This window comes from Microbacterium sp. USTB-Y, assembly GCF_023703415.1.
Classification (GTDB): domain Bacteria; phylum Actinomycetota; class Actinomycetes; order Actinomycetales; family Microbacteriaceae; genus Microbacterium.
In genome coordinates, this window is sequence record NZ_JAGMTU010000004.1 from 294,014 (window position 1) to 318,252 (window position 24,239).

Sequence of the window (24,239 nt, forward strand, 5' to 3'; positions counted from 1 at the left end):
CATCTAGTGAGCCCGCAAAAATAGCCAGGGGCACAAGTCCCGCAATCGAGAAGACTAGCGCCGTAAACATTGTGTCAGAGAATGATTGCTGCAACGTAGGTTGATTCATCAAAGGAAAAGACCTAGGGTACAAGAATTGGTACAGGAAGCTCCACGTTGTTGCCGCGAACAACGTTCCAGGTAACGCGATGAGGAACACTTGGAAGAACCCCCACTCACTTGACCGGTCTGCAGTTTGCATCGCGCCCCGCTCTTGAGCTCTTTGCAGCCGTCGATGACGAATGGACGATCAACACGCCCCTGCCATTCCTGGACTAGATCTCCCAGCTCGAACTGGGCATGCTCGGGCGCGTTCGTATCAGACTCCGAAGCCGCTGGGCCACAGGACGCTCGGATCGAAGAACTCGCCTTCATCTTCATTGTGGACAAAGGCGCTCGCAACGATATGCCCGAAGTAGCTTCCCGACTGTATTTGATAGCAGATCGCCTTGCCAGACGAATACGATCCAAGGCTCTTCATCACGCCCAGATCACCTACGGCCTCCGACATTACAAGCCCAGGCAGCGAAGCAGCAAGAGATATCGCACGGACGTCCTGGAAAAGGATGTCTATGCGTGTCGAAAGAACTTCGTTCTTTGTGCTTCGCAACAGAAGCCGCCCCATACTTACCGAGTACGCCCAGATCTGAAAATCTCGATCAGGAAGATCAATCAAATATTCGCTCATGGTATGAATGGATTCACTACTAGAAGGCCGTCACGCAAGAAGGCGACATCTGGAAGCCTTCCCATCTGGTACAAGACACTCATTTCCCAGTCGGTTGCTGACCCTGCGCCGGATGCGCCGCGTTGAGCTGCGCCCATTATCTGATTGTACGTCCCAGTCCCTGTCATACCGTCGAGATTCACAGTGAATCTTGTGGACGAGTCCGCAGCGGCCTTTTGCAGCGACTCCATCCACTTCGCGTCCGCCAAGAGAGTACGACCGCCAACGGATCCGGCTACGTCATCCAGCCCCTCACGGAGCCCCAGGACAATATGATCTCCAGGTTTCGAATGCGCCGCCCATGGGTCGGCCCTCTCTTCGAGACACTTAAGGATTGGCGGGCACTTGGGATCCGCGGGGGTCGATACGGCGGGTTGGTTCGCGCGTGCTTGTGCGTCGGCGCGGGCGGTGGACGAGTCCCCACTGAGGGAGAGCAACATGCCAAGGATTGCCAAGACCGCGACTGCTGTACCAGCGGCTGCCGCAGCCTCAGCGGCACCAGCGCCGGCTGCGGCCCAGTCGATCACAGGGATCGCGGGTAACGCGACGGTCGTTATGACTACCGCGGCCACTGGCGTTGGCGCGCGGAGCAACGGAGGCGCCTGCACATTCTGGTTGGGAAGGCTGAAGACCAGTCCGGGTGAGCCGCATCCGCCCGCGTAGGCGCCACAATCATCCAACCTCAGCCCGGTCGGGTCGCTAAAGGTGATCGGGTTGTTGTTGGCGTACGAGTACCCATTCACCTGTTGAGGGCTGTCGGGGTCGCCCACCGGGTCCACCGAGGTGAACTTCCCCAGCACGGGGTCATACGTGCGCGCCCCCACCGTGGTGAGCTTGCTCGATGCGGTCACGGGTTTGCCGAGGAACCCGGTCCCGTCACCCCAGACCCCGCTCGCACCACCGAGAGGGACACCGAACGGATCACGGAAGGTACGCTGCACCACACCCGACGACGGAACCACAGTCGTATCGACAGTGCCGTCCAGGCCCGTGAACACCCACGTCACCGTCGTGCCTGCGGTGCCCGTCTTCGCGGACCGCTGCGCCACTGGCTTCCCATCGAACCCAGAGTATGTGCGTACCCCCGAGGTGACGGTGCTGCCCGCCGACTGCTGAAGCGTCGTATCCCCCACGAACAACGCCGCACCCTCCACCGACGACACCCGCAACAACAAAGACCCATCCGGGCTATACACATTCGACTGCGACGCCGAACCCGTGACGACCTTCGAGACCTTCCCGACCTCGTTGTACGTCAGCGTCTGACCCGGCCGGGTGATCTGATTCCCCGCAGCGTCATACCCATACGACCCCGCACCCAAATCCACCGGCCCCGACACCGAACCCACCCCATGCGGACGCGCCGCCGTCGCAGCCGGATACGTGTACGCCACCGACGAAGCGACCCCCGTCGAAGAGTGATAGCTCAGCCCGGTCCGGTTGCCGGTCTTCGTGTCATAGGTGTAGTCGTTCCACATCGGAGCGATCCCGCCCATCGCCCCCGCCGACGGAACCGTCGCACACGTCGACGACGCATTCGGAGTCCACGCCCGCGTCAACTCCCGCAACCCGTCATACGAATAGCAGGTCTTCTGCGTGCCCGCGGTCGGCAACTCCGACACCACCGTCGACGACGTCACGTTCCCCACCGGGTCCCTCGTGAACGCACGCGACGCGACCGCATGCCCCGCACCGGAGAACTGCGCCACGTCATCGATCGACAGCACTGCCCCCGTCGCCGGGTCATACCCATATGTCGAGTATCCGCCATTCGATCCCGAGAGCCGATTGAACTGCGACAGCTGCCCGATCGGGGTGAACACCGTCCCGCCCAGCACGATGCTCGACCCACGCACCCCGGACAAGCGCCCCCATGCGTCATACGAGTACTTCACCGTCTCCGCAGGCAACCCGCCCATCGACGGCACAGACTTGGCCTGCAAGGATGAATCGTCGTTGTAGTAGAGGTCCGTGGTGTAGCTAGTACCCGCGAACGCCGGAGCCCCCGCCGGAATCGAAAGAGTCGTCTTCGTCGGATTACCCGCGACGTCATACGACCCCACCGTCGTCGAATATGCCTTCCCCGGGGTACCAGGGATCCCCAGCGCCCCCGACCCGGAATCCGTGTACGCCGTCGTCGTGGTCACCAGACCCTTCTTGACCGTGTCATACGTCCACGACGCCAACAGCGGCCCCAGCGTGTCACCCGAGAACATCTTCGTCTTGCGATTCAGCTCGTCATACGTGGTCGTGACCAGCTGTCCGCGCGCATCCGTCGTCGAGGTCATGTTCCCGAGCACGTCATACGTCGCCGACGACACCCCCGAATCGGGATCCTTCTGCCCCACACGATGCCCGAGCAGGTCATACGTCCACGACCAGGCGTTGCCCGCCGGATCCGACATCCCAGTCATCCGCCCGGCGCCGTCGTACCCGTACGTGGTCGCCTGCCCCGTGCCGCTGATCGCCCCGGCCAGATATTGCACCAGCTTCGTCTTCTGCCCGAGCGTATTCGTGAACGTGCTCGTGGCCGTGCCCCCAGAAGGCGGTACCAGATCCACCCGATCCGCACCCGGGTACGCGGTCGTGGTTACCGACCGCACAGCGCCCAGAGTCTTCAACGTGGAGCTCGTCGCGCGGCCGACCGCGTCGTATCCGGTCACCACCTGGGACGGAATGCTGCTCTCGCTCGTCGGCACGAAGTAGCCCGAACCCGGTGCGACCGACGACGTCCAGTAGTCGTTGTCCACGAAATACGCACGCCCGTGATCGTCATAGCTCGTGGACTTCACCACGGTGCCACCGCCGCCGGCGAGGGACTGCGACTGCACGCTGCGCCCAAGACCATCGAAGAGCTCGAAGCTCTCCACCGCCGCGTTCCCGGTGAGCTTCACCGTGCGCACCGTGTTCGGCGCAGTCTGCGACAGCGTGTAGGTGAACCCGAGCGATGCCTGCGACGGGAACGCGGCCTTGGTGTGCAGCGGCAGCCAGACGTTGCTCGTGCGACCCAGCGCATCGACCGTGATCGTCGTCAACGCGCCGTTCGGATCAGTGATCGAGGCTGTCGTGCCCGTCGTCGGCTCGAACGTGGTGGTCGTCGCCCACGAGAACGGCGCGGTGTTCGTCTGCACCGTGCTCAGCAACGGGAAGGTCGCGGCCGGGGTGTACGCCGTCGAGGTCGTGCGTCCGAGCGCATCGGTGGTCACCAGCGCGCGACCCAACGCGTCATAAGTCGTCGAGCCGGTGCCGACCCAGTGCGGTGTCGAACCGGTGTACCGGTCCACGGCCTGCGTCGACGTCGCAAGACCCCGCGTGGCTGCCGCGCCCCACGCGCCCCCGTCGTACGTCGTCTTCACGTCGCTGACCAGATCCTGCGGGAACACCGCCCCGCCCGCATCGGCGCAGGTCTTCGCGACCGTGCGCACCTCGCTCGGCAGCCCGATCACCCAGGCGCTCGTGTTCGGCGCCGCATAGGTCGTGGTCGTGCACCGGCCCGCCGCGTCGGACGGGATGGTCGACACCGTCAACGGATGCCCGTAGGTGCCGTCGAAAGTCGTCCGCGTCTCCAGGGTCCGGTTGCCGCCCGTCGAGAGCGGCTCGGTCAGCACCGTCTTCTTCACACCCGTCAGCCGGGCATCTCTGGTGCCGTCATCGGCCGTCACCGCCGACGCCCATGGCGTGTTCACCTGATCGGACAGGATCGCTCCGCCGACGCCGTTGCGCGTCTTCTGCCGGTGGATCTGCCCGGCGAACCACCGCTCATCTGCGATCGACGTGCCGGTCACATCGACGGACTTCTCCCCGCCGCTGTCGGACGCCCGATCACCGTTCATGCCCTGGTAGTACGTGTACTCGGTCACCTTCTGGGCGGCAGGAGCCGCCGGATCGCCCGAATACACCTCGACCGTGTCGACCCCGGCGAAGACGTTCCACGTGCGCACGTTCGCAACTGTCAACGGAGAGTCGTTGTAGCGCCACTGGGGGGTGCCGTACTCGTAGTCGGTCCTCTGCACCTTGCTGAGCGGACCTCCCGTGCGCGGATCCACCAGCACACTTCTCGCCGGATACTTCTGGAACAGGTCCATCCGGCCGGCCAGGGGGATGTCCGAGTCCGGCACCCACCACTCGGGGAAGCACCAATCCGCATTGTTCGGCAGATCCGCGAGGATCCCCGGCGCCATCGCAGCGGAGCACTGCGGCTCCTGATAGTTCACGCTCACCACCGCGCCCAGGCTCGTCTGGATCGACGAGAGCCGCCACTTGTCCAAGGGGGCAAGACCATCGGCCACCTTCACCCGGTTCTGCATCGTCACCCCCTGGAAGATCGTCGCCGGTTCGGTGACCGCCGACTGCCCCACCGCCGTGCCGGTACGCTGCACATCGGTCAGCCACAACGCCGCCGATGTGCCGTCGCCGGGATCCGGGAACGACTGCGACAGCGCCCACGAGTTGACCGTCGAGTACGAACTCGAGACCAGAGCCTGCGTCGCCACCGTGGTCAGGCGCGCGTTCGTGAAGAAGCTCGGTGCGATCTGCGACGCGGAGCACGAGACACCCGTGCACAGCCGATCCCACGGCACGTCCGGATACGCCCCCGGATCCTCCGGCTCGGCCACGTCGTCGAGGCTTCCCGTGGAGCAGGTCTCCCCCGTGTCGTCGTTGCAGCGGCCCCAAGGGTCGTACGAGAACAGGACTCGATAGCCGGCGGCCTTCGTGCCGTAGACGTTGCTCGCCCGCAGCCCGTAGTCGATCCGCACCAGCGCGCCGCCGCGCTGATACTCCGTCGCGCCCGATCCGCCCTGCGCGTACTGGTTCGACTCGGCGGAGTAGTACAGCGCCTCGGCGTTGCCATGCACATCGACGATGTAGTCGAGATTCCACCGCCACGCCTGCATGCAGGAGGATGCGGCGAACGTCGCCTCGTGACAAGGCTCTCCCGGATCATTGCCGTACACCGGGACCGTGAACACCGAGTCCGTCATCGTCTTCCCCGGTGACCAGCCCGGGAGTCGGTTCAGCCCGAAGAAGTACTGTGTGCCGTCTGTCGTCGTCATCTTCCAGCAGTCCGTGGCATCAGTGCCGTTCTCTGCGCACCCGTCTCCGGTGCCGCTCAGATGCTCGAACCGGGTCCCATCGTCGCGCTCCAGGCGCCAGACGCCGGCCTCCTCGTCCTCGACCAGAGGTCCAGCGTGTCCGGCGAAAGACACCGTCGCGTTCTCCGAGGTCCAGCAGAGATCTCCGGACGTGGCCACCGCGCCGGTCTCCCCGTCGTCCTTCGCACAGGGCACATACCGGCGCTCGATGAACCCCGACCCCATCAGATCCCACCCCTCGCCGACCGCGGATGGCTGGTTGTTGGTCGATCCGGTCTCGCCATCCACCGACTGCGAGTTGTACGACAGGCCCACCTTCGGCGCCGGGCCCGCACCGGGCACGGGAACCGGCATATCGTAGGTCCACGTGAACGCGCCGGTCTGACCGCTCACGTCCCAGGCCGACGATGACTTCAACGGCGTCGCGCTGAAGTCCCCCGTCCCCGCCGTCGAGGTCGTCGTCGTCATCGCAGCGAGCAGCATCGGCTGGGCTCCGACGACGGGAGTCAGTACCGTCGCCTCCCCGCTGTGCGCGCTCGCAACGGGAATCGGGTTGCTCTTGCGGCTTTTCACGTCAGTCGTGCGCTTCCCCGTGTCGTCCGGGACCTGGACCCACCGGATACGGGAGGCGTAGTCGGCTCCGAAGCGCGACACCAGATCATCAGGGATCGACACGGCGACCGGCTGCGCAGTCTGGGCACCCGCACGCACGAGCGAGACGACCACGCCGTCGAACCCTGCGGCCGTGGCCTGCTTCTCGCTCAGCACGCCTGCCTCGACCACGTCCGCTGCACCTTCCGCCCCATCGACAGGCGCCGTCGGTGTCGTGGACGGAACCGGTGTCTCCGTCGGGGACGGACTGAGCTCCGGAGACGGCGACGGGGACGGCGCGGGAGTCGAGGACGGCATCTCGGTCGGCGCCGGCGACGGCGCTGTCTTCGCGCCAACTGTCGCGTCGCCCGACATCTCGGCATCGGGCGACGCCGCCGAGATGCGGATCCCCGAGCCGCCCAGCGACTGCCATTCCCCGACCACCGCCGCCGGCGTACTCCCGTCCTTCCCGACCGTGACGAGAGACACGCTCCGCTTCCGCGACAGCCCTCCCTCGTCGGTTTTCAAAAGCGGCAACGAGACGGGCTCCGCCGCCACGGCCTCCACCGGCTTCACCTCGGGCACCGGCACGCTCGACGACGACGACGCGCCCGCTGTGCCCGGCACCTCGACCGCCACCGAGCCGGGCACCGGGTCTCCGAAGTCGGGGACCGGTGCGGACAGCTCCTTCGCCTGTACGGTTCCGGGGAAGGCGAGCAGCAGTCCAGCGATCAGCGAGACCACGGTCGCCCCGACCGGCCACCCCCGCCGGCGCATCGTCATCGTCCGCGAAGACTTCTTCGTCATCATCGTCCTGTCCTTCGACTCACTCCGTGAACGGCAGCGAGAACGCCGCCAACTGCGCCAACTGGCCCTGGGCGATCACCGCGGGCAGCATGGCCGGGTTCGCCACGAGACCCGAGAATCGGTTCGCCGCGGGCGGCGGCCCCAGCACCAGCGGCCCGTTCGCGCTCCAGTCGCCCGAGCCCACCACATGCCCGACCGCCCCCACGGGAACCATCGAGGTGCCGATCAGCAGCCGCAGCTGCTGGTTGGCCGCGTCCCAGACGCCCGTGACCAGCTGCCACGTCCCCGCCTTGACCGTGCCACCCGCAGCGCAGTTGCTGACCGGCCGCCCGTTGTCATCCGCAGCGGGCGCACCCGTGAGGCAGAACGAGTAGTTCCCCGTGCTGAGAACCTTCAGCTGCACCGAACCCCGTCCCGTACCTGCCTGCTGCGCGATGATCTGGTCCGCTGAGGGGACCGCAGTCATCTTCACCCACATGCTGAGCGAGAAGCTGTTCGTCGCGTTCACCGGGGCCGCGCTCGTGGCGATCGCATCGCTGTTGGACGTCAACGGCCCGGTCTTGAGCACCGGCGACGACCCCGGGGGATCGATCGGATCCGTGGTGGTCGTATCGGCCGCCGCGGGGATCAGCAGGTCGACTGCTCCCGCTCCGATCCACGGGTTCGCGTCGGGCACGGTGCTCGGCAGCGGAGAGGTCATCGCCGTGACTGCCATTCATGCCCGGCGTCCACGTTCGCAGCCATCGCGGGGTTCGACACCGATGAGTACAGCGCCAGCCCCGTCGCCGCCGACTGATTGCCCGCCTTGTCATAGGCGGAGACCCACAGTGTAGACAGGCCGTCCAGCGGCGCCGGCATCACCGTCACCGCGGTGGCGCCGGCACTGCACGCCCATCGCACGTTCGCCGTGACCCGCCCGTTGCAGTCCGGCCGCGCGACTGTCGTCGATACCGTCCCATCGACCGGCACCGCGGGTGCGGGGCTCGTCAACTTCGACGGTGCAACCCAGTACACGTACCCGGCGACGTCCGACGCACCGGACAACGACACGTTCACCGGGGCGCCCACCGTGAACGACGACGCCGTGGTCGACACCGTCGGCACCGGCGGACTCGTGGTGTCGACCGTGAAGTAGCACCACGGCGTGTACCCCACCCCGTCCGCCATCCAATCACTGCCGATCGCGCGCCATGCGTAGGTCACGCCCTCCGTCAGCCCGGTGAACGTCGCCGAGCGCGGCCCCTGGGCCAGCAGACCCGACGCGTGCTCCTGGACGACCTTGTTCAACTTGGATGCTTTGACGAGGTCGAAGTTCGTGTCGACGTTGCCCGGATCCGGATCGGTCTGATCGACCTGCACCGTCACGCTCGTCGCGCTGACCGCCGCCGGCACGGCCGCCGTCCCGCACACCGCCGCCGGGGAGATCATCCGCGGGTCCGTCGGCACGTCGGGCGGGTTGTTGTACTCGACGATCAGCGTCGCGTCACGGCTGAAGTGCTTGCGCGACATGCCGTCCTCGCCCGTGAAGCCGAAATGCACCCATTCCGCACCGGTGTCCACGATCGCCGCGACCTCGTCGGTCATCGTCCACCCGAGCGGTGTCGGCCCTGCCCCGCAGCCCGCGCCCTGCTTCGACTCGATCGTCCCCGACCACCACATGTCGCCGGACTGCTTCCACGCCTGCTCCTGGTTCCAGGTGTAACCCGGCGTGAAGATCGTCACGTAGTGACTGCTGATCCATCCCGGCGGGCAGGCGGCGGTCGCCACCTGCGTCGTGTTCAGCACCGCGTCCAGCACATCCGAACCCTCGAGGTCCAGCGGGAACTCGAAGAACATGTCCGACCGATACGGTGCGTAGTTGCCCACCCGCAGCACATCCGAGGCGCCCGCCGTCAGGTACGACGCGTTCGGATACGCCGCGTCCGTGTACCAGGAGTCCGACATGCCGGTGCTCCAGTCCGGATCCACGAAGAGCGGATACACCAGATCCTTCGCGCTGCCGGTCTCCGCCTGGGCGACCGACGAGCCGACGTCCATCGTCAGCTGGTCCTCCGCGAGACGGTGCGACACCGGCGCCGGCGGTGCCTCCTCCCCCGGCTCGCGATAGGTCCCCCCGCCGGACGAGTCCCACCACAGCGGCTGCGCGGCGATCAACGACGACCCGTCGTCCGCGGTCGCCGCGACACGGCCCTGGTCGGGACTCGTGAGCTCTGCGCCGTCGACGGCGATCTGCAGGGACGCCAGGCCGCTGCTCTTCGCCGCCTCAGCCGACTTCACGACGTAGATCGACGCCATGCCGGTCTTGGTGGCGACGAGCTTCAGGTCCACACCCGGCATGACCTCCGGATACGTCGCCGTGTCGCCCTGGACCACCGGCGCGGGCAGCGTCCCGAACTTCGACGACTCCGACACCCACTCGCCCGATGCCGTGCGCGTCTGCGCCATCAGCTCCGAGCCGCCCGGCGAGAACCGCACCTGCGCCGCCGACGCTGTCGGAACCCACCAGTCGCCCTCTGCGACGAGATCGGTGTCCACCGGAACCCACTGATCACCCTGCTGCACCCGCACCGGACGCGTCGAAAGCTCTCGGCGCATCCGGCCGTCGGGCAGGGCCGTGGTCAGCTCCGTCGGCGTCGTCAGCTCATCCACCACCACCGGCGATCCCGACGCCACGGCCCGCTGCAGTGCGGCAGCCTGGGGCGCCCGCTGGGGTGCCGCGCTCTGCGAGGCCGCCCCGCCGCCACCGCTGTGACCCGCCACCTGGCTCGCCGACACGCTCGTCACCGCCCCCGCGCCCGGTGCGACACCCGCCCCCAGACCGAAAACGACCGCGACGATAGAAAGACCCCGAACAAGACGCATGCGTCCCCCCAGTTCCGCCTCACGCGGAATCACGCTCACGACCGGCGCCATCGCCGACCGACTGCGCATCAAGCTAGCCCATCAGCCAACTCAAAGGGAACACCCAGTCAAAAGATAGTCACGCAAACGGTCGAAACGCCGCTCGCGCGTGGCCAGTCAGCCTGCGACGAGCGTCGGCGTCCCGGCTTCGAACTCGGTGAGGTCTCCGGTCTCGCCCAGGCGGTGCGCACGCCGTCCGACGAGGAGCATGTACGCGAGGAACACGGCCAGCGCGAGCGCGCCGATGCCGATCTTCACGGGCCAGGGCAGGCCCCAGCCGGTCACGAACCCTTCGACGAGCCCGGAGAGACCGAGCGCGAAGACGAGACCGATCGCGACCGTCGCCAGGGAGCGCCCGGCGGCCGCGAGCGCCGCGCCTCTGCTGCGCGCGCCCGGCACCATCCAGGCCCAGAAGATGTGCAGACCGCCGGCGGCCGCGACGAAGATGCAGGTCAGCTCGAGCATGCCGTGCGGCAGCAGGTAGAGCACCACGACGTCGCCGCGACCGTAGGCGAACATGATCCCGACGGCGAGGCCGACGTTCACGGCGTTCTGCATGAGCACCATGATCGGCCAGATGCCGGTGATCCCCAGAAGGACGCACTGCGCGGCGATCCACGCGTTGTTCGTCCACACCATGCCGGCGAACTCCGCCGCCGGGTTCTCCGTGTAGTAGTCGGTGAACGCGTGCTCCGTGTAGTACCGCAGGTCGGCCTGGGATCCGAGCGCTGCGACGAGCGCCGGATCCGAGCCGATCCAGATCGCCACGCCGACGATCACGGCGAGGCTGGCGAGCGCGATGACCAGGGTGGTCCACCGCAGGCCGTACAGGGCCGCGGGGAGCTGCCGGGTGAAGAAGCGCCCGGTCTGGCGCAGCACGTTGTCGCTCTGCCCGGTGAGCCGCAGCCGCGCACGGGCGAGGATCGTGGAGACGTGTGCGCTCTGCGGGGAGGACCCGACCGAGCTGCGCAGGTCGGCGAGATCCGCGGAGGCCGCGCGGTAGCGCGTGATCAGCTCGTCGATGCCCGCACCGTCGAGGCGCTGCCGGCTGAGTTCGTCCAGGCGCGCCCACTCTCGGCTCCTGGCATCGGCGAGTGCGTCGGCGTCCACCTGCTTTACTGTACTCATGTCGGATGCCAGCGCCCCGAACCCGGGGGCGAACGCGCATTCAGCGGCCATCGACCACGATGACGAGGTGCTGTCCGGCGAGGCCGTCGCGATCGAGGTGCAGCCGGTCGGGCTCTTCTTCCGGGCCCTGGGCGCGCTGATCGACGGCGCGCTGTGCTGGGCGATCTACATCGGCTACATCGTCGTGCGGTTCTGGCTGCTCGCCGCGCTCGCGGATCCCGCCCTCGACCGGATCCTGGGCGTGCTGGCACTGGTCACCGCGTTCGTCATCGTGCCGTGCGCCGTCGAGACTCTCAGTCACGGGCGCAGCCTCGGCAAGCTCGCGGTCGGCGGCCGGATCGTGCGCGTGGACGGGGGCGCCTCCGGATTCCGGCACGCGCTCATCCGGGCGCTCCTCGGCGTCTTCGAGCTCTATCTGACCTTCGGAGCCGTGGCGTTCCTCACCGCGGCGTTCACGGCGCGGTCCCAGCGCCTCGGCGACCTCGTCGCCGGCACCTACAGCCAGAAGGTGCGCACCCCGAGACTCGCCCCGCGGCCGATCCTCATGCCCGCCGGGCTCGAAGCCTGGGCGGCGATCGCCGATGTCGCCCGGATGCCCGATCGACTCGCCCGACGCATCTCGCAGTTCCTCGACAGCGCACCGCAGCTGCTGCCCGCCGCACGCGCCAGGATCGCGCACGAGCTGCTGACCGAGGCATCGGCCTACATCTCCCCGATCCCCGCCGCACCGCCCGAGATCGTCCTCATCGCCGCCACCGTGCTGCGCCGGGACCGCGAGACCCGCGCCCTGCGGATCGCCGACGAGCGCGTGCAGAAGCTCAGCGGAGTGCGCGTCGGCGTCTGAGGCGATCGAGGATCCAGATCCTTCGTTCCGGGATCTCAGCGCCCGTCGCCCTGGACCGGCCCGTCAGGCCTGCAGCGTCTCGTGACGCACGACGATCCATCCGGACGGGACCGAGAGACGTTCGGCATGGATCGCGCACAGGTCGTGCGCATGCGGGTCGTTCTCGACGCCGAGCGGGCCGACGGCCGCCATCTGGTCGCCGTAGTCGTAGGTGAGGGTCGCCACGGCCTCGCGTGCGCAGCCCACCTTGGAGCAGAGTCGTCCGTACATCCCCTTCAGAGTAGCCGTGGGGCTCCCCGGCGCCGCTTAGACTTGCCGCATGCGCCGTCTCCGTGGATCCCGCCGCACCGCGGCCGTCCCGCGTCGCGGCGACCGGCACGGCAGGCACGGCCGCCTCGGACGCAGCTCCGTGGTGCGCCCGCCCCTGCCGCCCCTGGACGGACGCCTCGACACCTTCGACCTGCACGTCGGCTCGGCCGTGGAGCTGCTGCGTTCGATGTGGCCCGATCTGCGTCCGGTGCGCATCGAGATCGCCGCGATGCCCGCGCACTCCGACCCCGACGGCCTCCCGCGCTGGCTGGTCGACACCGCGGCGCAGCGCATCGTGCTCTTCCGCGTACCCATCGAGCGGCTGCTCGAACCCGGCCACGACGACGCGGCCCACCGCCGCCTCGCGATCGAGGGCGCGGTCTTCCGCGCCGCGGCCCAGTACATCGGCCGCGAGCCCTGGGAGATGGACCAGCGCGGCTTCGACGCGGACGAGTGACGGCGCGTTCCCGGAATCCGGGTCCGCGCTTCCGTCCCTGCGACGCCTACCGCTGATACACGGTGATCGGCGCCGCCGCGGCGTCTGACGCCCACACCGGGTATCCCGCAAGCAGCCCGATCCCCGAGTAGACGACCGCCGCGCGCACGGCCGTCGGAGACGACAGCGTGTACACCGCCGAGGCGCCGAGCGACACCGTGGCCGCACCGCCCGCCTTCAGCGCGACGCGCTGCGATGCACCGCCGTCGATGGGCGCGACCTCGACGGTCGCCGGCTGGTCGGACGCGTTCTGCAGGTGCAGCTGCGGCGAGGGGCCGTCGGCCACGGCGAACGCCGTCTCCCCGGTGATCACCGGGGCCGGCGTCATCCAGGCGAAGTCCGAGCCCTTGACGAAGCCCGTGCTCTGCCACGCCGCCGCGACGACCGGCGAGGTCGCCTTGACGTCGATCGCGTACAGCCCGGGCTTCAGCGCCGAGAAGTTCACGGATCCCACCTGGCCCGCTGTGAGCTTCACCGTCTTCGGTTCCCCCACCTTGGATCCGTCCGCGGCGCTGCGCGGCTGCAGGGTCACGGTGGCGTCGGCATCCGGGGCAAGCAGGCGCACGGCCGTGGACGCGTTGTCGTCGTCATCGGATCCGACGACGGCGCGCACGCCCAGGAGCGAGAACTGCGGGAGCGGCTGGGCGATCGCATCCTGCACATCGATGCCGACCGGATCCAGCGTGCGGATCAGGCTCGACTGCAGGGCCGCGCGCACCGCCGCACCGCTCGAGGTCACCTTCACGACGGGGCTGCTCTCGCCCGCCGATCCGGCGACCAGCGGCACGGTCGCCTGCGTTCCCGGCGCCACCACGAGCTCGGAGGAATGCGTGCCCCCCTGGGACCCGTACTCGGTGAAGACCACGTTCGCCGTCACGGTGCCCGGGTTCGCGATCATCAGGATGTCGCTCGAGCCGGTCGTGCCGGCTCCGCCGACGATCCACGACTCCATGCTCGGCGGGCGGCACGCGGAGGCGGCGAACCCCGAGAGGTCATCGGCGCTCACGGTCAGCGACTGGGCCGCCGCGGCCAGGGCGGGCTTGCGGCCGTCCGGCGGCGCGCTGAACCCCGGGGCGGAGCCGCCGTTCAGCACCTCGGGCATGCCGAGCTGCATCGTCGTGAGTGCGGAGCCCGCCGTGCCGCTGACGAGCCGCGGCGTCGCCGCGACGCTCAACTGCGACGCCTGGGTCGCGTCGCGGCCCAGCGCGAGGAAGGATCCGGTGCAGCTGAGCAGCGTGTCGCCGGCGACCGGAGTGATCGTCGCGTGCGCGGGGGTGCGCTCGAGGGTCGGCCACATCGTCGGAACCGCGAAGGCTGCGCCGGCGACGCACGCGGCGGAGACCGCCACGCCGGCGATCAGGCGGGCGCCGGTGGCGACGACTCGCGTGGACGTCTTGCTGCTCATCGTTCCTCGGCCTCCTTCGCGGGCGCGGATTCCTGTTCGAGGGGCGCGGCGCTCTCGTGCTCCGTCGGCGCTGCGGAGTCACCCCCCGCGTCGGCGGCGGGGGCACTCGGCTGCGTCTTCGAGGCGTCCGCCGTCGGATCTTCCGGGACCTGCGCCTCCGCTTCGATCGCGGCACTCGTCGCCTCGGGCGCGGGATCGGCCGCGGTCTCCGGTGCAGGGGCGGCGGCCGGCTCCGTCTCCGGCGCGGAGGCCGTCTCCGGAGCCGCAGCGGTCGAGGTCTCCAGCGCGGACACAGGGATCACGAGCGACGGAGCCGCGGCCTTGGCCTTCCGGGACGGGCGCGCCTTCCGTTCGCGTTCGGGCTTGACGGGGCGCGGCGCGCGCTCCGGGAGCACGCCCACCGCGCGCGGAACCGCGCGCGCGGCGCGGCGCGAGGCCCGGGTCGGGATCGAGAGCAGCAGGGCCGCGAGCAGCACGATGAGCTCCACCGTGACCACCAGCTGCGCCGTGGCCCGCTGACCGACGCTCGGCCCGGGCCGCGCCGCCGGCTCCGCCTCCATGCGCCAGAGCACTCCGCGGGGGGTCTCCCCCACGCGGACGAACCCGGCACGCTGATCCAGGGCCGTCGCCGACTGCAGCCGCAGCGAGCGCGCCGCCGAGGTCTCCTTCCCCTGGGCCGGCTCCAGGAGCACGAAGCGCACTCCGAGAGCTCCGAGCGCCTTCGGGGCGTCGAACTGCCGCGCCGACACCAGATCGACCGAGAGCTCGGTGAGGTCGGCGCCCTGCGGGGTGTCCGCCGTGGTGATCATGGTGGCCTGGGCTCCGAGCGTCGCGCTCTCGCCCCAGACGACGGTGGTGGCGAGCTCGCCGCCGGGCTGAGCGGTGAGCACCAGGGTGCCCAGCTCCCGATCGGCGCGCGCCTGCGCGTTCACATAAGCGGGCAGGGTGGTCAGTTCGCCGCGGTGGATCGCCGCCTGACCCGTGACCAGCGCGACCCCGGTCGGCACGGCGCACACCACGATCCCGGCGACCGTCACGGCGACGGCGAGGCCGCGCCACAGCGGGCGGGTGATGGCGCAGTCCAGCGTGACGAGCGCGCCGCCGAGCGCGCCGATCCAGGCGAGGCTGAGGGCGGATCCGGGCCAGATCGGCACGGTCTGGGACTGTGCGAACGCGACCGCGATGCCGACCACGCCGAAGGCCGTCGCGAGCCCCGAGGCCGCGACGAGCAGGGAGCCGACCCCGACGCTCCAGCGCCGGGTGATCGTCGAGACCAGTGCGAGCAGGCCGAGCGGCGCCGCGAGCCAGAGGACCCAGGGGGCGCCGCCCTGCACATGCAGCAGCGCGGGCCAGCCGGCCTCGTCCATCGTCGGCAGCCCGCCGAGGAGCGCCAGCCGCCCGGCCGGATCCGCCGCCGCCTGCGGCGCCGCGACGATCGCACCGGGGTCGGACAGCAGCGCCCACAGAGAGCCGCGCGTCGCCTGCCAGATGGCGAGGGGTGCGAACACCACGACGGCGGGGACGAGGATCCACACCATGCGGACCGCTCCGCGCACGGACCGCCGGGCGAGCAGCCATACGATCCCGATCAGCCACAGCAGCACGAACGCGGGAGCGAGCGAGGGAGAGCAGGCGAGGCTCGCGGCGGTCACCAGCGATGCGGCCCCCGCCGCACCCCAGGAGCGGTGCGCCGCCAGCGCGGTGTGGAACACCCAGGGCAGCAGCAGGTGCAGCAGCACGGCGGCGGGACGCCCCTCGGACAGCGCGATGAGGAACGTCGGCGCCAGCGCCCACACCGCTCCGGCGAGGATCCGCAGCCCCGCACGATCGGTGATGCGCGTCGCGGCGAACCAGCCGCCGAGCATCGCGAGCGGAAGTGCGGCGACCCAGAGCAGCACGAGCGCATACGAGGGCGCACCCGGCCAGAGCGAGCCGAGCACGGCGAGCACGCCGGAGAACGGATCCGCGGGGCCGACCACGTCGACCCCGAAACCGCGCTGTCCGTAGGCGGCGTCGCGCCACAGCGCCGCGACGGTCTGCCGCATCGGCAGCAGCGCACCGCCGCCCAGGGCGGGCCATGCAAGGAGCGAGACGAACAGCGCCACCCCGGCCACCAGAGCGGCCAGCACCGCCCACGCTCCACCCCCGGAGAAGAAGCCCAGCTCCTCGTGCACGCCGGCGTCCGTGCCGTGGCCGTCGTCGAGGCGCTCGCGCAGCTGCGCCCGTGTCGTGCGCAGCGGTGCGATGCTCGCCCAGCTCGCGCTGCGGCTCGCGCGGATCGCCCGCCGGGAACGCGCCACCGCCGAGCCCGAGACCATCGCCACGCCGGCTGCCCCCCATTCCGGCAGCACCGCTGCGGGACGCTTGCCGGTGAGGTGGGTGATCGAACGCCAGAGCGCGAGCGGCAGCAGCGAGAGCCAGTGCAGCGGCACGGCGACCGCGGGGGCGTAGCTCAGCCGCCGGTGCAGCTGCGCACGCCGTCGGGCGAACGCGTCCGACGCGGTCCCCTCGCCGCCGGCGTCGTCGACCGCGATGCGCGCGCCCGCAGCCAGGACGATGCGCCCGCCGGCCAGGCGGGCGCGGATGCCGAGGTCGAGCCCTTCGTCGCGACCGCCCAGGCCGGGATCGGGCCGGAGCCCCCGACCGGCGCGCACCAGCAGGCCTCGCACATCCGCTCCGAGCGTGTCGTCCTGGCCGTCGAGCTGGCCCTGGTCGAGCTCGCCCCGCGCGGGATCGACCGCGCGACCGAGGCGGGTCATGCTCTGCCCGAACGAGGCGATGCGATGCTCGTCCACGTCGCTGAGCAGCTTGGGCGCCGCGATCGATGCGGCGGGCGAGCGCTCCAGCGCTCCGGCGAGCTGCTCCAGCGCCGCGGGGGCGGGCGCGCAGTCCTCGGTGAGGATCCAGAGCGCGGCGTCATCCGCCACACGAGGGAGCGCCAGCGCCACGGCCGCGGCGAGCGTGGTGGAGGCCCTCGTCTCGATGACGGCCTCTGCGGCCTGCGCGACGCGGGCGCTGCCGCGCAGCGCCGTGGAGGAACCGCAGGCGACGATCGTCAGCGCATCCGGCTGGCGGGTCTGCGCGGCGAGCGCATCGAGGGCGCGCAGCAGGCGCGCCAGGGAGGTCGACCCCGAACGGGCGACGAGGACGGCGTGTACTCGGGCAGACATGACGGGGTCAGCCTAAGCGGGAGGACCGGACGGATCGGCTACCGGCTGGGCGCGTCACCGTTTTCCCGGTGAATGCATGGGGAGAGGAGGCCGGGTTCACCGGCGGCGGGCCTGCTCGGCGATGGCCGGGGCCGTCGACGCGTGATCGTCGACCGAGCGCCTCAGACGGCGCGGCGCTTGAGCTTGCGGCGCTCGCGCTCGGACAGACCGCCCCAGATGCCGAATCGCTCGTCGTTGCTCAGGGCGTACTCCAGGCACTCGCCACGGACGTCGCAGGAGGTGCAGATCCGCTTCGCGTCGCGGGTGGACCCGCCCTTCTCCGGGAAGAAGGCCTCAGGATCCGTCTGCGCGCACAGCGCCTCGCTCTGCCAGGCCAGCGTGTTGTCGTCGCCCTCGGTCGGACGACGGACGCCCGGAACCCCCAACTGGACCGGATCGACGAACCAGTCGTCGGGAACGTCTGAACGGTAAGCCGTCATGTCGCCCTCTCCCTCGTTTCCCCCCGGGTGCCCCGCGGGCCGCGTTGCACTACTAATTACACCCGTGTCATTCGCGTGGGTCAAGTCGCGGATCGTAAACCCTCAATCACCCGTTGAACGTTCTTCGGCGCGCTCGGCGTGTCGCCTCGGCGTGTCGGATAGCCGCGCAACGCCGGCCCTCCGGCTCCGGATCGGGTCCCGATGCGGTGCGCGCGATACTCTGAACCACGATGGCGCAGCACTCCCGACTCTCCACGGCACCTCCGCCGACAGCTCCGGCGCGCGAGTCCACGGGGCACCTCCTGCTGCGCGCGCACATCGTGCTGCTGGTGTTCTGCGTGTTCGCGCACACGGCCGTGTTCAACCTGCTCGGCGTCGATGGAGCCGCCGTCGTCCTGGGCGTACTGCTCCTGGGCACGCTCGGGCTGGCCGTGCCGAGGATCGCGCTGGCGCGCCCCGCACGCTTCCCCTGGCGCCGGATGCCGTGGGCCGCGCTCGGCTATCTCGTGTTCGCCCTGCTGTCGGTGCTCTGGTCGGGCTGGCCCTGGGCGACCCTGCTCACCTGGACGCTGCAGGCCTCGATCACGGTGGTCGCACTGTTCATCGCGTTCACCCTGAGCTGGCATGAGATCGCGCGAGCGCTCTCCAGCGCCCTCAAATGGGTGATCGGGCTGTCGCTGCTGCTCGAGCTCTGGGTCGCGCTCGTGCTGCGGCACCCGCTGCTCCCGTTCTTCTCCGACCTTCCCGCGGGCAAGCCGGATCCGCACTGGTACTGGGTGCGCGGCGACCTCTTCGACGGCGGCCGGCTGCAGGGCATCGTCGGCAACTCGAACACCCTCGGGATCCTGTGCGCCTTCGCCCTGGTGGTCTTCGGCCTGCTGTACGCGCAGGGCGCGCGGCGCCGGCCGGCGCTGCTCGTCTGGCTCGTCCTCGCGGCCTTCCTCTTCCTGCGCGCCGGATCCGCCACGGCGTTCGCGTCCCTGGGCGTCGGGGCACTGGTGCTCGGCGCCGCCCTGCTCATGCGCCGAACCAGGACGCCGGGGGGCCGCAGCCGGATGTACGCGCTGTTCGCCGGACTCGCCGTCGCCGGCGGGGCGGCCGCGTGGTTCGCGCGCGATGCGCTGTTCGGGGCGCTCGGCAAGTCGTCCGACCTCACCGGTCGCGTGGAGATCTGGCGCAAGGTGTGGGAGCGCGCCGTGCAGCGTCCCGTGTTCGGAAACGGGTTCTCCTCGCCGTGGGTGCCGTGGGATCCGGCCTTCCACGACTGGATCATCGATCACCGCATCACCGTGTTCATGGCGCACAACATGTGGCTCGACGTGTTCCTGCAGCTGGGGGCCCTCGGCGTCGTGCTGATCGCCGTCGTGTTCTTCGCCTTCGCCTGGCGGGCCTGGTTCTTCGCGATCGACCGCCCGCGCTGGGACCTCGTCAAGGATCGCCCCTATGCGGCGCTCTCCCTGCTGCCGACCGTCCTCGTGGCGATGCTGCTCGTGCTCGGACTCGCCGAGTCGACGCCGATCATGCTGTGGGGCTGGCTGCTCGTGATCCTGCTGTCCTTCAAGCTGAAGATCTCGCCGTTCGTGGGATCCGGTCCGGGAGAGGGCGCGCCTCCGCAGTCGCGCCGGCAGACCGCATGACCACTCCGCGGCGACGCCTGGCGAGGCTACTCGCCTCCGTCGAGATGGCCCGCGCCTACACGACCTGCGCCCTGCTGGCCGTGTTCGGCTCCTTCGCGATCGGCGCGTTCACCTCCTCCGCCACCCGGAACACGATCATCGCCGTGCTCTGCGTGATCGGCGTCGGGATCCTCTGGGTGCGCCGCGACGAGCTCAGCCCGCTGCGCATCGCGCCGTCGACGCTCCTCGCGTTCCTCGCCTGGACGCTCGCCAGCGCGGTATGGTCCACGGCGTCGGCGGCGACGCTCAAGGCGTGGGCCGCGCTGGCCGGCTACGCGGTGATCGCCATCGTCGTCGGCCACATCAGGGACACCCTGCAGACCGTGCGGGCGCTCGGCGACGCGCTGCGGATCCTGCTCGCCGCGTCGCTGATCGCCGAGGTCATGAGCGGCATCCTCCTCGACATGCCGTTCCGGTTCCTCGGCATCCAGGGCGAACTGGCCCAGGGCGGCCCCATCCAGGGGCTCTTCGGAACCCGCAACATGCTGGGCCTCATCGCCGTGATCGCGGTGATCACCTTCGTCGTGGAGTGGCGTTCGCAGTCGCTCTCGGCTTCCGTGGCCGTCCCGTCCGTGGTCGTGGCGGGATTCCTGGCCCTGTTCTCCGCCTCTCCCACCGTGCTCGTGCTCGCAGCGGTGGTGGGCATCGCGGCCGTGGCGCTCGTGATGGTCCGCCAGGCGCCCCCGGCGAAGCGCCGGCCGCTGCAGTGGTCGATCGGCGGCGTCGTGCTGGCCGCCCTGATCGCCGTGGCCGTGTTCCGGCAGCGCATCGTCGTCCTGCTCGACGCCGGGAGCGACTTCAACACCCGGGTCGAACTGTGGACGACGCTTCTCGGCTATGCGCAGCAGCGCCCCGCTCAGGGCTGGGGCTGGTTCGGGCTGTGGAGCGATGATCTGTATCCGTTCAACAGCATCAACTACTTCACCAACGACCATCACGGCAGCGCCCTGAACGCGTTCCTCGACACCCTGCTTCAGGTGGGCGGCGGCGGTCTGCTGCTGTTCTGCCTGCTCGGCGGGATCGCCCTGGTGCGCTCGTGGCTGGTCGCGAGCGTGCGCCGCTCCGTCGTCTACGCCTGGGCGCCTCTCGTACTGGTGGCCCTGGCGATGGACTCGGTGTTCGAGAGCTTCACGCTGGTCGGCCCCGGGTGGTTCCTGCTCGTGCTGTGCGCCCTGCGCGCCGGTCAGTCGCGATCCTGGCGCGAGAACATCGACGCGGTCCAGACGAGCTCCACCCCGCTCCCGGATCGCTAGAGGGCGCCGCGGCGGCGGCCGGTGCGCGGCACGCGCAGTCGTTCGCAGGGTCGCCCGGGCATCCCCCGGTAGGCTGGAGGCCTCCCTCACCCCTCTCTGGAGCGACATCCGTGACCCCTGACCCGCAGAACGCCGCCGCCGGCTTCGATCCGGCCACCGCGACGATCGTCGTCGTCACCTACAACCGCTCGCATCTGCTGACGGGGCTGCTGGACAGCATCGTGCGGATGGACCCGAAGCCGGGACGCGTCGTCATCATCGACAACGCCTCCTCGGACGACACCACAGACGTCGTCGACTCCTTCCGCCCGCGGCTCGGCACCGAGATCGTGTACCGGCGCCTCGAGACCAACACCGGCGGATCCGGCGGGTTCAGCGAGGGCATGCGCACCGCGTACGAGCTCGGATCCGAATGGATCTGGATGATGGACGACGACGTCGAGGTGCTGCCCGACGGCCTCGCTCGGATGGGCGCCTGGGCTCCGCGCTTCAAGAGCATCCAAGGGCGGCGCTACGACTACGACGGCAGCGCCTTCTACTGGCAGTACCGGATCGCGGAGCGCATGGCGATCCCGATCCCGTTCGCGCCCGCCGGCTTCGACGCGACCGGCTTCAAGCCGATGAACAGCGGCTGCTTCGAGGGGATGTTCATCCACCGCTCGATCGTCAAGGAGATCGGCCTCCCCGATCCGCGCTTCTTCATCTACTGGGACGACCAGATGTACGGCTGGCTCGCATCGCGCAAGACGCAGGCCGTGATCGTGGACGAGTTCGTGCTGCGTCGCACCCGCGAGATCAAGCAGTGGGACATGGGCATCCGCCACATGAACGCGTCCAGCAACGCGTACCGCTACTACATCATGCGCAACCGCGCCTACCTGAAGCAGTACTACCGCCGCCACGAGGTCTACAACCCGGTGCTGTTCGGCCTCGGCACCACGATGACGTTCGCCAAGGAGCTCATCCGGCTGTTCTTCGTCGAGCGCACCGTGCGCGGCACGAGCAACCTGTTCCGAGGGCTCCGCGACGGCGGGAAGATCGGACGCGACCGCAGCTGGCGCCCCATGCCCGCACTGGAGGACTGAGGACAGATGAGCGAGCAGAAGCCCGAAGCCGTCTGGGTCTTCCCCGAGGAGCCGAAGAACCGCGGTGGGCGGATCGCGCTCGTCGTCGGACTCGTCGTGGCGGCGCTGGTCGCCGCGGGCGTCGTGGTGCTGTTCCTGATCCCGCACGGCGACGGCGCTCCTACGCCGACGCCGAGCCCCACGACGTCGGCGACGAGCACCCCGAAGCCGACGGTCTCCCCCACGTCCACGCCCACCACGGTCCCGACCGACCTGCCGACCGCGCCGGTCACGTCGCCGCCCCCGGTCCCCGACCCCTCGGTCGCTCAGTTCCGCGGCGTGGTGCAGCCTCGCCTGGACGACGCGTCGACCGGTCTGGACCTGGCTCAGAACCAGAGCGGCGACGCCGCGGTGCAGATCGTGGACTCGCTGCAGAACGATGCGCAGAACCTGGCGAGCCAGCCCGCTCCGTCCTCGATCTCCGCGGCGTGGAGCGACGGCGTCACGTCCTACTCCGCGAAGCTGCAGGCTCTGCGCGCGGCGTTCTCCGGAGGATCCGACGCATCCGCGGCTCTCGCCGACGCCCGTGCGGCGCTCGGACAGCTGCGGGCGCTCGTCGGGCTCTGATCGAGCCCGATCCCTCGATCGGCGGCTGCCCCCGTCAGCGCACCGCTGAGGTGCGGTCGGCGTCGGATCAGGAGTTGTCGGCGTTGTAGCGGTCGAGCACCTCGCCGATCGGGCCGTCCAGCACGAGCCCTCCCTTGTCGAGGTAGAGGCCCCGGGTGCAGAACCGACGCAGGTCCTTCTCGTTGTGCGACACGAAGAAGAGAGTGCGCCCCTCGGCGAGCAGTTCGTCGATGCGCCGGTAGCACTTGTCCCGGAACGCCTTGTCGCCCACGGCCAGCACCTCGTCGACGAGCAGGATCGGCTCGTCGAGCAGGGAGACCACGGAGAACGCGAGACGCACCTTCATCCCGTTCGAGAGGTGCTTGTACGGGGTGTCCTGGAACTTCGCGAGCTCCGCGAACGCGATCATCTCGTCGTAGCGCGCCGCCACCTCGGCCCGGCTCATCCCGTGCAGCCCCGCGGTGAGCCGCACGTTCTCGCGCACGGTCAGATCTCCCACGAACCCGCCGGTCAGCTCGATGAGCGGCGCGACGCCGCCGTTCACCCGCACGCGGCCCTCGTCGGGCAGCAGCACGCCCGCCACGAGCTTGAGCAGCGTCGACTTGCCTTGGCCGTTGCGGCCGACGACGCCGATCGCCTCGCCCTGGTGTACGGTGAACGACACCTCGCGCAGCGCCCAGAACTCCCCGGGCCGGTTGCGCCGTTTCGCTCCGGCGAAGAGATCCTTGAAGCTGCGTCGACCACGGCGGCCCAGCCGGAACCGCACTCCGAGCCCCTCGACATCGATCGCCGGCTCCCGCTCGCCCATCACAGCTCCTTCAGGACGTCGCGCTCGAGCGAGCGGAAGGTGAACAGGCCGAGCCCCAGGAAGACGAGCGTCACGATCGCACCCACGAGCACGGGCTCGGTGTGCCACTGCCCCGGGAACAGCCCGACGCGGTACAGGGTGAAGATGCCGGAGAGCGGGTTCAGGGCCCCGATGAAGTGCAGCGGCCCCGGAAGGTCCTTGAAGCCGTAGATGATCGGCGAGACGTAGAACAGCGCGCGCAGGATGAGCGCCGTCGTCCGCTCCAGATCGGCCCAGAGCACGCAGAGCGGGGCCACGAGCAGGCCGAGCCCGACCAGCAGGAGCGTCTGCCAGATCATCGCCACGGGGAAGAGCAGCAGCGACCAGTTCGCCTTCGCGCCGGCGAACAGCGCGAACAGCACCAGGACGGGGATCGCGAACACGAACTCCAGGCCCTTGGTGAGGATCACCCGCAGGATCCAGATCGACCGCGGGATGGCCGTGGACCGGATCAGCCGGGCGTCCTTCTTGAAGGCGCGCGTGAACTCCCCCACCGAGGTGTTGAACCACACCCACGGCAGCAGGGCCGTGATGAGGAAGACGATGTAAGGCTGCTCGCCCACCGCACCGCGGTGGAAGACCTGCGTGAACACGAACCAGTAGATCGCGCTCATCACCAGCGGGTCGAGCACCGACCACAGGTAGCCGAGGATGCTCGTCGCGTAGCGCACGCGGAGGTCCCGGGCCGACAGCAGCCACAGCGAATGCAGATAGCGCCGAGGCGTGCCGGGGGCGGCGACCGTCGTGTGACTCACGGTTCCGAGTCTAGGCGGCAGGGCGTTG

The 24,239-nt window shown here is 69.6% G+C and carries 17 protein-coding genes; 6 read left to right on the forward strand and 11 right to left on the reverse strand.

Going from position 1 to position 24,239, the window contains the following annotated elements; translation table 11 throughout:
- Positions 1 to 358: 358 nt before the first annotated feature.
- The 5 genes from J8G10_RS12140 to J8G10_RS12160 form a co-directional block, all read right to left on the reverse strand.
- Positions 359 to 727, reverse strand: coding sequence for a hypothetical protein (locus J8G10_RS12140; protein ID WP_251444993.1), 369 nt, complete (start codon positions 725 to 727; stop codon positions 359 to 361).
- Complete coding sequence (locus tag J8G10_RS12145; RefSeq protein WP_251444996.1) at positions 724 to 7,260, reverse strand: RHS repeat domain-containing protein; 6,537 nt, start codon at positions 7,258 to 7,260, stop codon at positions 724 to 726. The genes J8G10_RS12140 and J8G10_RS12145 overlap by 4 nt, the downstream gene beginning before the upstream one ends.
- A 16-nt stretch (positions 7,261 to 7,276) precedes the next feature.
- Complete coding sequence (locus tag J8G10_RS12150; protein ID WP_251444999.1) at positions 7,277 to 7,957, reverse strand: LamG domain-containing protein; 681 nt, start codon at positions 7,955 to 7,957, stop codon at positions 7,277 to 7,279.
- Positions 7,954 to 10,032 (reverse strand): hypothetical protein, encoded by a 2,079-nt coding sequence (locus J8G10_RS12155; RefSeq protein ID WP_251445002.1) that lies wholly within the window; start codon positions 10,030 to 10,032, stop codon positions 7,954 to 7,956. The genes J8G10_RS12150 and J8G10_RS12155 overlap by 4 nt, the downstream gene beginning before the upstream one ends.
- A 243-nt stretch (positions 10,033 to 10,275) precedes the next feature.
- Complete coding sequence (locus tag J8G10_RS12160) at positions 10,276 to 11,268, reverse strand: stage II sporulation protein M (protein WP_251445005.1); 993 nt, start codon at positions 11,266 to 11,268, stop codon at positions 10,276 to 10,278.
- Between the two features lie 16 nt (positions 11,269 to 11,284).
- On the opposite strand from J8G10_RS12160, the gene J8G10_RS12165 reads away from it, so the two are divergent.
- On the forward strand, positions 11,285 to 12,130 hold the full coding sequence (locus tag J8G10_RS12165; RefSeq protein ID WP_251445008.1) for an RDD family protein: 846 nt from the start codon (positions 11,285 to 11,287) through the stop codon (positions 12,128 to 12,130).
- Positions 12,131 to 12,193: 63 nt separating this feature from the next.
- On the opposite strand, the gene J8G10_RS12170 is transcribed toward J8G10_RS12165, so the two are convergent.
- Positions 12,194 to 12,400 carry a DUF3499 family protein gene (locus J8G10_RS12170; protein ID WP_251445011.1) on the reverse strand — a complete coding sequence of 69 codons (207 nt, stop codon included), beginning with the start codon at positions 12,398 to 12,400 and terminating at the stop codon, positions 12,194 to 12,196.
- 49 nt (positions 12,401 to 12,449) lie between these two features.
- Between J8G10_RS12170 and J8G10_RS12175 the strand changes: the two genes are divergently transcribed.
- Entirely contained in the window at positions 12,450 to 12,896 is a 447-nt protein-coding gene (locus tag J8G10_RS12175) for a hypothetical protein (protein WP_285814262.1), read from the forward strand.
- Positions 12,897 to 12,942: 46 nt separating this feature from the next.
- On the opposite strand, the gene J8G10_RS12180 is transcribed toward J8G10_RS12175, so the two are convergent.
- The 3 genes from J8G10_RS12180 to J8G10_RS12190 form a co-directional block, all read right to left on the reverse strand.
- Positions 12,943 to 14,340: a DUF5719 family protein gene (locus J8G10_RS12180; protein ID WP_251445014.1), complete on the reverse strand. Its 1,398-nt coding sequence runs from the start codon at positions 14,338 to 14,340 to the stop codon at positions 12,943 to 12,945.
- Positions 14,337 to 17,510, reverse strand: coding sequence for a glycosyl transferase (locus J8G10_RS12185; protein ID WP_251445017.1), 3,174 nt, complete (start codon positions 17,508 to 17,510; stop codon positions 14,337 to 14,339). Before J8G10_RS12185 ends, J8G10_RS12180 begins: the two co-directional genes overlap by 4 nt.
- A gap of 161 nt (positions 17,511 to 17,671) precedes the next feature.
- The gene (locus tag J8G10_RS12190; RefSeq protein WP_251445020.1) at positions 17,672 to 17,989 is read right to left on the reverse strand and encodes a WhiB family transcriptional regulator; all 318 of its coding nucleotides are present in this window, start codon (positions 17,987 to 17,989) and stop codon (positions 17,672 to 17,674) included.
- A 230-nt stretch (positions 17,990 to 18,219) separates the two neighbouring features.
- Between J8G10_RS12190 and J8G10_RS12195 the strand changes: the two genes are divergently transcribed.
- The 4 genes from J8G10_RS12195 to J8G10_RS12210 all read left to right on the forward strand — a co-directional run bounded on the left by J8G10_RS12195 (position 18,220) and on the right by J8G10_RS12210 (position 22,609).
- Positions 18,220 to 19,626 (forward strand): O-antigen ligase, encoded by a 1,407-nt coding sequence (locus J8G10_RS12195; RefSeq protein ID WP_251445022.1) that lies wholly within the window; start codon positions 18,220 to 18,222, stop codon positions 19,624 to 19,626.
- Positions 19,623 to 20,918 carry an O-antigen ligase family protein gene (locus J8G10_RS12200; RefSeq protein ID WP_251445025.1) on the forward strand — a complete coding sequence of 432 codons (1,296 nt, stop codon included), beginning with the start codon at positions 19,623 to 19,625 and terminating at the stop codon, positions 20,916 to 20,918. Before J8G10_RS12195 ends, J8G10_RS12200 begins: the two co-directional genes overlap by 4 nt.
- Before the next feature lie 110 nt (positions 20,919 to 21,028).
- Positions 21,029 to 22,003: a glycosyltransferase family 2 protein gene (locus tag J8G10_RS12205; RefSeq protein ID WP_251445029.1), complete on the forward strand. Its 975-nt coding sequence runs from the start codon at positions 21,029 to 21,031 to the stop codon at positions 22,001 to 22,003.
- Positions 22,004 to 22,009: 6 nt separating this feature from the next.
- Positions 22,010 to 22,609: a hypothetical protein gene (locus tag J8G10_RS12210; protein WP_251445033.1), complete on the forward strand. Its 600-nt coding sequence runs from the start codon at positions 22,010 to 22,012 to the stop codon at positions 22,607 to 22,609.
- 67 nt (positions 22,610 to 22,676) lie between these two features.
- On the opposite strand, the gene J8G10_RS12215 is transcribed toward J8G10_RS12210, so the two are convergent.
- Positions 22,677 to 23,417, reverse strand: coding sequence for an ABC transporter ATP-binding protein (locus J8G10_RS12215; RefSeq protein WP_251445036.1), 741 nt, complete (start codon positions 23,415 to 23,417; stop codon positions 22,677 to 22,679).
- Positions 23,417 to 24,211, reverse strand: coding sequence for an ABC transporter permease (locus J8G10_RS12220; RefSeq protein WP_251445039.1), 795 nt, complete (start codon positions 24,209 to 24,211; stop codon positions 23,417 to 23,419). Before J8G10_RS12220 ends, J8G10_RS12215 begins: the two co-directional genes overlap by 1 nt.
- Positions 24,212 to 24,239: the final 28 nt, after the last annotated feature.

Coding starts and splice junctions, on each gene's coding strand:
- J8G10_RS12140 (WP_251444993.1), bottom strand. CDS start 727: ATGAGCGAATATTTGATTGATCTTCCTGATCGAGATTTTCAGATCTGG.
- J8G10_RS12210 (WP_251445033.1), top strand. CDS start 22,010: ATGAGCGAGCAGAAGCCCGAAGCCGTCTGGGTCTTCCCCGAGGAGCCG.
- J8G10_RS12175 (WP_285814262.1), top strand. CDS start 12,450: ATGCGCCGTCTCCGTGGATCCCGCCGCACCGCGGCCGTCCCGCGTCGC.
- J8G10_RS12190 (WP_251445020.1), bottom strand. CDS start 17,989: ATGACGGCTTACCGTTCAGACGTTCCCGACGACTGGTTCGTCGATCCG.
- J8G10_RS12180 (WP_251445014.1), bottom strand. CDS start 14,340: ATGAGCAGCAAGACGTCCACGCGAGTCGTCGCCACCGGCGCCCGCCTG.
- J8G10_RS12195 (WP_251445022.1), top strand. CDS start 18,220: ATGGCGCAGCACTCCCGACTCTCCACGGCACCTCCGCCGACAGCTCCG.
- J8G10_RS12170 (WP_251445011.1), bottom strand. CDS start 12,400: ATGTACGGACGACTCTGCTCCAAGGTGGGCTGCGCACGCGAGGCCGTG.
- J8G10_RS12145 (WP_251444996.1), bottom strand. CDS start 7,260: ATGATGACGAAGAAGTCTTCGCGGACGATGACGATGCGCCGGCGGGGG.
- J8G10_RS12200 (WP_251445025.1), top strand. CDS start 19,623: ATGACCACTCCGCGGCGACGCCTGGCGAGGCTACTCGCCTCCGTCGAG.
- J8G10_RS12215 (WP_251445036.1), bottom strand. CDS start 23,417: ATGGGCGAGCGGGAGCCGGCGATCGATGTCGAGGGGCTCGGAGTGCGG.
- J8G10_RS12150 (WP_251444999.1), bottom strand. CDS start 7,957: ATGACCTCTCCGCTGCCGAGCACCGTGCCCGACGCGAACCCGTGGATC.
- J8G10_RS12185 (WP_251445017.1), bottom strand. CDS start 17,510: ATGTCTGCCCGAGTACACGCCGTCCTCGTCGCCCGTTCGGGGTCGACC.
- J8G10_RS12165 (WP_251445008.1), top strand. CDS start 11,285: ATGTCGGATGCCAGCGCCCCGAACCCGGGGGCGAACGCGCATTCAGCG.